This window comes from Psychroflexus sp. S27, from assembly GCF_002810405.1.
Lineage (GTDB): Bacteria > Bacteroidota > Bacteroidia > Flavobacteriales > Flavobacteriaceae > Psychroflexus > Psychroflexus halocasei_A.
The window spans coordinates 1-9,846 of the sequence record NZ_NEXQ01000011.1; the positions used below are offsets into that span (position 1 = coordinate 1).

Annotated in this window: 7 protein-coding genes; 3 read left to right on the plus strand and 4 right to left on the minus strand. The window is 34.7% G+C overall.

Annotated elements, in window-relative coordinates:
• Window positions 1-1,779: 1,779 nt before the first annotated feature.
• The 4 genes from CAP47_RS02050 to CAP47_RS02065 form a co-directional block, all read right to left on the minus strand.
• Window positions 1,780-2,016, minus strand: a complete 237-nt coding sequence (locus CAP47_RS02050; RefSeq protein ID WP_100775175.1) for a hypothetical protein — start codon at window positions 2,014-2,016, stop codon at window positions 1,780-1,782.
• Window positions 2,017-2,026: 10 nt separating this feature from the next.
• Window positions 2,027-2,422, minus strand: coding sequence for a DUF5675 family protein (locus CAP47_RS02055; RefSeq protein ID WP_100775176.1), 396 nt, complete (start codon window positions 2,420-2,422; stop codon window positions 2,027-2,029).
• 4 nt (window positions 2,423-2,426) lie between these two features.
• Complete coding sequence (locus CAP47_RS02060) at window positions 2,427-3,182, minus strand: hypothetical protein (RefSeq protein ID WP_100775177.1); 756 nt, start codon at window positions 3,180-3,182, stop codon at window positions 2,427-2,429.
• A gap of 295 nt (window positions 3,183-3,477) precedes the next feature.
• Window positions 3,478-4,314, minus strand: a complete 837-nt coding sequence (locus tag CAP47_RS02065; RefSeq protein WP_100775178.1) for an RteC domain-containing protein — start codon at window positions 4,312-4,314, stop codon at window positions 3,478-3,480.
• Window positions 4,315-4,538: 224 nt separating this feature from the next.
• Between CAP47_RS02065 and CAP47_RS02070 the strand changes: the two genes are divergently transcribed.
• The 3 genes from CAP47_RS02070 to CAP47_RS02080 all read left to right on the plus strand — a co-directional run bounded on the left by CAP47_RS02070 (window position 4,539) and on the right by CAP47_RS02080 (window position 7,499).
• Window positions 4,539-4,736 carry a hypothetical protein gene (locus CAP47_RS02070; protein ID WP_100775179.1) on the plus strand — a complete coding sequence of 66 codons (198 nt, stop codon included), beginning with the start codon at window positions 4,539-4,541 and terminating at the stop codon, window positions 4,734-4,736.
• Window positions 4,737-4,811: 75 nt separating this feature from the next.
• Complete coding sequence (locus CAP47_RS02075; RefSeq protein WP_100775180.1) at window positions 4,812-6,803, plus strand: ATP-binding protein; 1,992 nt, start codon at window positions 4,812-4,814, stop codon at window positions 6,801-6,803.
• An 18-nt stretch (window positions 6,804-6,821) separates the two neighbouring features.
• On the plus strand, window positions 6,822-7,499 hold the full coding sequence (locus tag CAP47_RS02080) for a response regulator transcription factor (protein WP_192869921.1): 678 nt from the start codon (window positions 6,822-6,824) through the stop codon (window positions 7,497-7,499).
• Window positions 7,500-9,846 lie beyond the last annotated feature (2,347 nt).

The following is a 9,846-nucleotide window of genomic DNA, read 5'->3' on the forward strand; positions in this document are numbered from 1 at the left end:
GCGCTAGTGAAACGGTTCGCGTTGCGGGGGCAGAGATGCTTTCGTTGCTTTTCTAAAACAGAAAAATAAGCCTAGTCCCGATACTTCGGGGTTTGTTACTTTTTTAGGCAATGTAAAAAAGTAAAGAACAATCATGAATTGAAGTTCTTTTCATTTTGCCTTGACGCAAAACGAAACAAAAAGTCAAGACTAATTTCAGGAAATTTTTGCTTCGTTCCTCTACGCAAAACCCCTGTTGTCTTTTTCGCTTCATGCTTATGACTTCGTCAAGCACTTTCGCGAAAGCCACAGGTATTTCTTTAAATTAGTCATTTGCTTTCTTAACTCATTTTCGTTGTTTTGAGCTATTGCAAACTTCCTAGCAGGGATAAGAGTCATTCAAAATTTATAATTGAAGAGAACGGCCTATTTTTTATGTTTTTTAGGAAACTAGAAAGCGTAGAAGAAAGGCAGAGGGAGCAATGCGCGAGTGAAACGGTTCGCGTTGCGGGGGCAGAGATGCTTTCGTTGCTTTTCTAAAACAGAAAAATAAGCCTAGACTTTTTTCTTAGTTTTTTTGGCAATGAAAAAAAGTAAAGTACATGAATTGAAGTTGAAACTGAAACTGAAATCGAAAAAATAGAAATGAGTAATGAGTAGGTAGTAGGGAGTAGGTGAGAGGTGTGAGTTTTTGAGTCATTTAAAATTTAGAATTTTAAATTTATAATTGAAGAGAACGGCCTACCGCCTAAAGCTTATAGCCTATAGCAATTTCACAAATCACCAATCACGAAAAACCGAAGCATCCCGAATAACTCGGGACCAACAAAGCATGAGATTCTGATCCCGACCCCCGAGTTATTCGGGGCGGGGCAGAATGACAAAACATGAACTGCTGTCATGCTGAACAAGTGCAGCCACAGGCGAAGTGCGATTCAGCATCTCTTTACAAGGTGAAGTTCTTTTCATTTTCTTTGCTCACCCAAAGAAAACGAAACAAAAGAAAAGGTGTCTTTTTTATAGGTGTTTTGTCTCTCGTCAAACCAGAAAAGTTTAGCTAAAATACCTCCAAGGCTTCGGTATTTTTTAACGCTCAACTTTTCTTACACTTAAAAAAAGAAAGCTAAAACAAGATAATTCAGTTCTAAATCATGATTTCGAGGAAAACGGCCTATTTTTATTTTTTGTAGAAAAACAAGAAAAAACTGCCGCGTTGGATGAAGGAGGATGGCCTAGTGCAACGGTTGCCATCCGCATGATAAAGTTTTTTCGTCGTTTTCAAGAAAAGTAAAATAAGCCTAGATTTTTTTGGTTCGTTTTTTCATCAATGGAAAAAATGAACAATCATGAATTGAATTTCTTTTCATTTTGCCTTGACGCAAAACGAAATCTTAGTGAAATATTACTGCGTATTTTCACTTGATAAACAATCCCTCCCGATCCCGAAACTTCGGGATGGCGCAGAATGACAGAAAACAGATAACAGAGAACGGAAAACCGATTATACGATTTTACGAATTTACGAATAGACGAATAACCGAGTCACTGAAAAACAGATAACTGTCAACCGATAACCGACAACAAAAAAAAAAGACCACTTGCGAACAAGCAGCCTTTATTAACTTCAGTTTATATGCTTAAACTTACTTCTTTTTATAAAAATAGGACTTTATAAAATAGCTCATCAAAAAACTAACAAGAGCTCCTATAATGGCTAATATGATAGTTTTTATAATTTCACTTGGATTAATAGCCGGTAATACACTCAAAAGAGTACCTCCTGTACCTCCGAAGATAAAACTACTGTTCTTCATTTTTCTCTTCCTTTACAGTTTTGTCTTCGACTGTAATTTGGCTTACACTCGATAAAACCCCACCAGCAACAGCAATATAGCCTCCAATTGAACTGACCAGTGCAGGAAGACTAACAGGTGCAGTGAGTATGGTGCCGCCTACAGCAGCCATAATTAATCCAATGTTTCGCAGTTTCTTAAATATTTTAGGCGTTGGTGCCTTAGCCCTTTCATTAATTTTCATAACTTAATTTTTAAGATTTAATAATCATACTTACTTTCTTCCTCTCTTTTAAAACAGAATAAGCGACTTGTTTTAATTGCTGAAAAGCAACAAGTGACTCTGTTCCTCGACCAGGTGCAGTTAATGCAGTGACTGGCGCAATACATCCTTTTAATTCTTTTATCGCATGATTTGCAGGATGGAAGAGTATAAGTTCTCTGTTTGGTACATTTATAAGATGCAAATGCCATTTAAAGCGTATGCTATAGCGTAGCTTTAAGTCATACTTGCCTTCTGGTATGCACGAAACATTTCTCTGATTTCCTTTCCATGGCAACTCAATGGTGTAACATATATGTTTGTTATTCAAACGAATGACACCATTGGTACCATGTGCATGATATTGCCTTATAAGTTGCAATAACATAGCATTAAGCTTGATTTACTTTAACAATTGATAAAGCATTATAGGCACCGTTTTTTAAAGGATAAGTTGTCCCATTGACTTCCTGATAAAATGAAATACCTAAAACAGCAATGATTGGTAAGCCTGTATTAGCAGATAAAGTTGACGTTAAAACATCTGCAACAGTCTCTGCATTGTCATAAGCAATAATGGAGGTTTCTGCCATTTCAAATTCAGACTCTTCATTGTCAAAGTCTATAGCTCCTGCGCCAAGACTGATTTTAAAGTGTGTTGTCCCCTGAGGCGCATCTATTAAATTAATAGGTTTAAAATCACTATAGCTCATTTCAACTTCTCCTGATGCAGCATCAATATTCACTTGATAATTGACATTAAAAAGCATATTGAATCTAGCATTTTTGTTAAATTCGAAATCCTGCAATAATTGCATCTGTCCATCCTGAACGGTTCTTAAACCACGCATATTCACCTCATCTGTTTTAATGATTGATAATAAACGACCGGTTAAACGACTCGCAACACGTTTATCTCTTGTGTTTTGCAGTAATAATCTAAAGCAACTTCTTATGAGTCTGCCGCTCTTACCAGCTCGTCCAAATTCTTGTCCGTTTTCACGTGTTCTTTGAAATGCAGGATCATTTGCAATTCGATTCGCATCTACACCACCTTTCTCTCTTGCAAAATAACCTTCGCTAGATTTGTAAAAAGAAATGTCACCGATGGTGCCCTCTAGTTTGATAATACCTGATTGTTTGGCCATGATAAATAATTTTAAATTTATAGAATGATTTTAATCGGCTCATTCTTTTAGCACGGTAAGCTGTTCAGATGCATCTTTGAAAAGTTTACATGACAAAACTCAGCAGAACAAAAAGTTTTAAAACACAAGGCTTACCCAACTTGGGTGCTGTTTTAACATATTTTTAGCAAATAGACAAAGCCTATTAATGCATCCTAAGCATAGTGTAAGTCGAGCTTATAAGCTGCTCTCAAGAAGTTTTAGATAAGAATTTAAAAGATGGATGTAGAGAATTTAAAAATATAAATCATAGAGACTAGGCATCTGCCTCATAGATGCGTTGTGCTAAAGAAGTCTTTAAATGATCTAAGAATTTTAACTGATTTGTTTTTCTCGATCTTAACTCTAAATAAGTTCTGTAATAATCTCCAAGTTCAATTTGAAAGACACGCTCAAATAAATCTGCAATTTCATTAATACTCGCATTGCCACTATTGATAGCTCTTGTTGTATGCAAAGCATAAATAAGTTCAATCAGGTCAACTTTATTTCGCGTCCAACTCACTTTCGGAATTTTCTTTTTGGTTTCAGAATTTTTAAATTTTTGTTTGTATTTCAATTCTTCTACTTGCTTTTGTAAGTAAACAATTAATAAATCATAAGCCATTATTGTAGCAACAGAGCCATCATGACTGGTAGAGAATTCAGCATCTGTTACAAAATGAATTGTATCAGGGTGTAGGCGTAAATTTGCTTTTCGTCTTAAAAAAAAATGTTGGTCTAAGTTTGTAGAACCTCGTCTGTAATAATGATAAAATTCCAAATTTTCATTAAAGTAGTTTTGGAGCTTATCGATTTCAGCTTGTAAAAATTGTTTCTGTGATTTACGACTGCTTCGAGGTCTTCTGCTTTCAATATTAAACAACTTCACATAATAAATTAATTTGCTGACAGCATGTGGTTTGACTTTTTTAAAAAAATAACACTCGTCTTCCTCATTTTTAAAGCCATTATTGATCACCAACTTTCTAATTTTACTCAAGTATTTTTTGGAAATTCTCATTCCTTTTTCAGAATATGTTAAAACATCATTTACTTCTGTTTTCAATACTTCTAAGTCTTCTTCTAGTTTATCAATTAAAAGACGATACATAAGGCTATTGTTTTATGTGAAATAAGCAAGACAAGTTATGTTTTGCTAGGTGAACTTTTATAAGAAAAAACAAGACAATAACTATGCTTTATCCTTACTCAGTTCATGCTTTTGCGATGCTACTTTTAAAGACATGTCAACCCAAGCTCATATATCAAAGCTTGTTATAGCCTTGAATCTGTGTTTTGAAGATGGCAGAATATGTGGAACCAAATCTTTAAATCATGTTTAAAAAAGTAAATTTATTGAGTATTCTAATCGCTACAATTTTAATGACTTCTTGTACGCCAAATCTCATGGAGGATAAGTATCCAGAAGAGTTGCAAGAAATGGATAGCGAACAGAATAATGCAGAGCCTGACATTCATAATGACACGGGTGATGATCAAAGTTTAGAGCCAGATAATGAGAAAGATGGCTAACCTAAAAACAGCTTTACAACAAAAGTTTTTGGCTTAGCCGAAAGCTTTTGTTATTTTAGTAAAGCCAGTTTTCATATGTCTTTTAAAAAATTATACAAACCTTCCCTTGCTTTAATTGGGCTGTTAATTGTCTGCTTGATAATTATATCAGGCCTCTATATCAAAAAAGAAAAACCTGAAAATCATAGTTTAGATCAATTTAATCAAGATCTTAAAAGATTAAAAAAAGAGATAGGGCGCAGTCAAACACCAGATGATTCCTTGTTGGCAAAAACTGAAAATCGTATACAAAACATAGAGGACTATGCTATTAAACAAAAGATATATCATGACTTAACAGAGTTGTCGCTTGAAAAAGATGACTCATTGTTGTTTTATAAGTATAATCACAAATCATTAAAACTTGCAAAACTGCTCAATGATTCAGTTGAAATAGGATTGAGTCATTGGAATTTTGGAGCTTTTTTATTAAAAAAACAAAAATACGCTGATGCTTTTTATCATTACCAACTCGCTCAACAGGCTTTCTCACAAAATCGGCATCCCTATTATGAAGCGAAAATGCTTTATAATATGGCCTTTATTAAAGGTCGTTTAAAAGAATATACTGAGAGCGAAGCGCTTATCTATAAAGCTTTACCTTATTTTCAAAGCGCACCTAAAGCAAAGCAAATTTATAAATGTTATACTTTATTATCTTTTATAAATGAAGAGCTAGAGGGGCTAGATCAAGCCGCTCATTATCTTAAACTCGCACTAAATACAATAGAACAACATCAGCTTTATCACCTTAAAGCCTCTGTCTATAATAACTTGGGCTTGATATATCATAAAAAACAAAACTATCCAAAAGCATTAAAGTATTTTAATGAGGCTTTATCAATGGAGGTCGTTAATGATCAGCCAAAACTCCTAGCAAGGTTATTAGATAATAGGGCCTTTACAAGTTTTGTGTCTGGAGAAAATCAATATTTCAAAGACTTTATAAAAGCACTGAATATAAGAAAAGCGACAAATAATAAGGCAGGCATTGTTTTAAGTCAGCTTCATTTATCAGAAATTTTATGGGCGCAAAAAGATTCGCTACAAGCAATCAAATTGGCAAAAGATGCCGTTGCCACAGCCAAAGATATTAAACTAAAGAGGGAGTTGCTAAAAGGGCTGATTTTACAGGCTCAATTAGAACCACATAAAGCAAAAACATATATTGAAGAGTGGAAAGATGTTCATGATGAAATTGAACATAAAGTTAGAAAACAACGCCATAAAGTTGCAAAAATTCAATTCCAAACTCAGGTTTTCAAAAGCGAAGCAGAGCGTTTAAAATCGCATAAAAGCTTTCTGATTGTTTTACTCTCTTTAGGTACGCTAATCTCTACGCTGATATATCTTTATATCAGACAGAAAACTAAAGCTAGAAAAATCAAACTTAAATATGATCAAGAACAACTCCTGCAGCTCAAAAAAGAAGAGGAAAGAAACCGAATTGCAGCAGATTTACATGACAGTATTTTAGGTAAGCTATTTGGTCTCAGACTTCAGTGGGGGCTGCTGGGGATAGAATCAAACATGAAAATCAAAAATGAGCATCGCGCTCACCTTAATACACTCAAAGGAATAGAAGTGGAGATAAGAAACCTTGCCCATGATTTGAAAAATCAAGCTACAGAAATCAATCTCTGCAAACAACTGAAGAATATCGGGTTACAAAAAAGTAAAATAGGAGGATTTAAATTTAAGTTACATATTTCTCAACCTAATATTGATAAGAAACTATCGCAATTTGCCAAAAAACAATTACTAGCAATAACAGAAGAAGCTTTGCAAAATGTTATTAAACATGCACAAGCAACAATCCTTAGCTTGACAGTTTCAAATCCTGAAAATACAATTCATTTTGAAATTTCAGATAATGGTAAAGGCTTCGATAAGCACGAGTATCATGAAGGTATTGGTCTAGACAATATCAGAAAAAGAGCTCAAGATATCAATGCACAGCTTGTTATCGAATCTGCAAAAGAGAAAGGGACAACAATTAAAATCACTTTAAATCAAATAACTTCTTAACCTCATAAAATGACGATCATGAAAAAAATAAAAAATGTATTATTGGTCGATGATCATCCCATCATAATTTCTGCCTATAAACAAGTTTTTAAAAAAGTAGAAAGCCAAAACTCAAATTTAAGATTCAAAATTTATGAAGCTAACAGCTTTATTGAAGCCTTGAATCACCTTAAGAGATTTAATCAAAAACGAAAACTGCATCTGCTTTTAGTTGATCTAAAACTCACTCCGGCTCCAAATCATAATTTATTATCAGGTGAAGATTTGGCTCTGCAGGTCAAAGAAAGCTTTACTGATGTTAAAATTATGATTGCCACAACATATCATCACAACTACCGCATACACAGTATTTTCAAAAGCTTAAACCCAGATGGCTTTTTAGTTAAAGGCGATATTGATGAAAAAGAAATCGAGCATGCAATTTTAGACCTTTTAGAAGATACACCCTATTATAGTAAAACTGTCAGAAACGCTTTGAGGCAATATGTAAGTAATGATTTATTATTAGATCGTTTAGATAGGCAAATGCTATATGAACTATCACAAGGAACAAAAACAAAAGACTTGTCAAATATTTTACCCCTGTCAAGCGCAGGCATCGACCGCAGAAAAAAAAGACTCAAAGAAATACTAGATGTTATTGAAAATGATGACAAAACGCTGCTTCAAAAAGCAAAAGATTTAGGGTTTTTGTGAATAGAGGGGAGTGCTTAGTAGGTAGTAATTAGTAGGTAGTAATTAGTAGGTAGTAGGTAGGAGGTAGTAGGTAGGAGGTAGGAGGTGAGACTTTAGAAATTCAGAATTTTGAATTTTAAATTTTAAATTAAAAAAGCCTACCGCTTATAGCCTACAACCTTAAGCGATTTCACAAATCACGAGATTCTGATCCCGACCCCCGAGTTATTCGGGGCGGGGCAGAATGACAAAATAACCTTTGAATTGTCATGCTGAGCAAATGCCGCCATAGGCGAAGTGCGATTCAGCATCTCTTTACAAGGTGAAGTTCTTTTCATTTTCTTTGCTCACCCAAAGAAAACGAAACATCCCGAATAACTCGGGACTACCGAAAAAGGTGTCTTTTTTATAGGTGTTTTGTCTATCGACAAACCAGAAAACTCTCGCTAAAATACCTCCAAGGCTTCGGTATTTTTTAACGCTCAACTTTTCTTACACTTAAAAAAAGAAAGCTAAAACAAGATAATTCAGTTCTAAATCATGATTTCGAGGAAAACGGCCTATTTTTATTTTTTGTAGAAAAACAAGAAAAAACTGCCGCGTTGGATGAAGGAGGATGGCCTAGTGCAACGGTTGCCATCCGCATGATAAAGTTTTTTCGTCGTTTTCAAGAAAAGTAAAATAAGCCTAGATTTTTTTGGTTCGTTTTTTCATCAATGGAAAAAATGAACAATCATGAATTGAATTTCCTTTCATTTTGCCTTGACGCAAAACCCCTGTTGTCTTTTTCGCTTCATGCTTATGACTACGTCAAGCACTTCCGCGAAAGCCACAGGTATTTCTTTAAATTAGTCATTTGTCTTTCTTAGTTTCTTTCCGTTGACGTGAAGTATTATCAGCTTCTTAGCAGGGATAAGAGTCATTCAAAATTTTTAATTCAAAATTCATAATTGAAGAGAACGGCCTATTTTTTATGTTTTTTAGGAAACTAGAAAGCGTAGAAGAAAGGCAGAGGGAGCAATGCGCTAGTGAAACGGTTCGCGTTGCGGGGGCAGAGATGCTTTCGTTGCTTTTCTAAAACAGAAAAATAAGCCTAGTCCCGAGCCTTCGGGGTTTGTTACTTTTTTTGGCAATGAAAAAAAGTAAAAGAACATCAATAGAATTTCCTTTCATTTTGCCTTGACGCAAAACCCCTGTTGTCTTTTTCGCTTCATGCTTATGACTACGTCAAGCACTTCCGCGAAAGCCACAGGTATTTCTTTAAATTAGTCACTTGAGTTATATTGAGATTTTAGAGTTAAATAAAACCGATTCACTAGTCACTAGTCACGAAAAACAGAATTAGTCTTGAGTCTAAAAGTCGTGTGTCTTGATTCTAAGGGGAACCATTCACTATTCACAAATCACGAATCACAAGTCACAGAATAACTGACAACAGATAACCTATTGAATATATTTCTTTCATTTTTTCTTGATAAAAAACGAAGCAATCCCGAATAAGTCGGGACAAGAATAAAATGAGGAAATTTTCACTTCACTATCGTTTCGTGAAACCGCTGTTCAAACTGTGCTTCATGCTCTTTTTTGCGAAAATGCAAAACGCACTTTCGCTTGTTTGACAGACTATTTCTTATATTGTTCCACTCACTAAATAATAATGATAAGAGGTGTAAATCTTAAAGCAAATTCAAAATTCATAATTGAAGAGAACGGCCTATTTTTTATGTTTTTTAGGAAACTAGAAAGCGTAGAAGAAAGGCAGAGGGAGCAATGCGCTAGTGAAACGGTTCGCGTTGCGGGGGCAGAGATGCTTTCGTTGCTTTTCTAAAACAGAAAAATAAGCCTAGTCCCGAKMCTTCGGGGTTTGTTACTTTTTTAGGCAATGTAAAAAAGTAAAGAACAATCATGAATTGAAGTTCTTTTCATTTTGCCTTGACGCAAAACGAAACAAAAAGTCAAGACTAATTTCAGGAAATTTTTGCTTCGTTCCTCTACGCAAAACCCCTGWTGTCTTTTTCGCTWCATGCTTATGACTTCGTCAAGCACTTTCGCGAAAGCCACAGGTATTTCTTTAAATTAGTCATTTGCTTTCTTAACTCATTTTCGTTGTTTTGAGCTATTGCAAACTTCCTAGCAGGGATAAGAGTCATTCAAAATTTAAAATTTTAAATTCATAATTGAAGACAACGGCCTATCGAAAATAATGTGTAAAATTGGCAGTGAAATAAGCGTTAAATTTTAGGCTGTTTAAGCCTGATGGAATCAGGTGAGTTTCCTAAAATTTAGCTTATGAACATACAATTTAGCATTAAGTTCGTAAGCCTAGACTTTCGTAGTCCCGAGCCTTCGGGGTGCTTCTTTTCGGCAA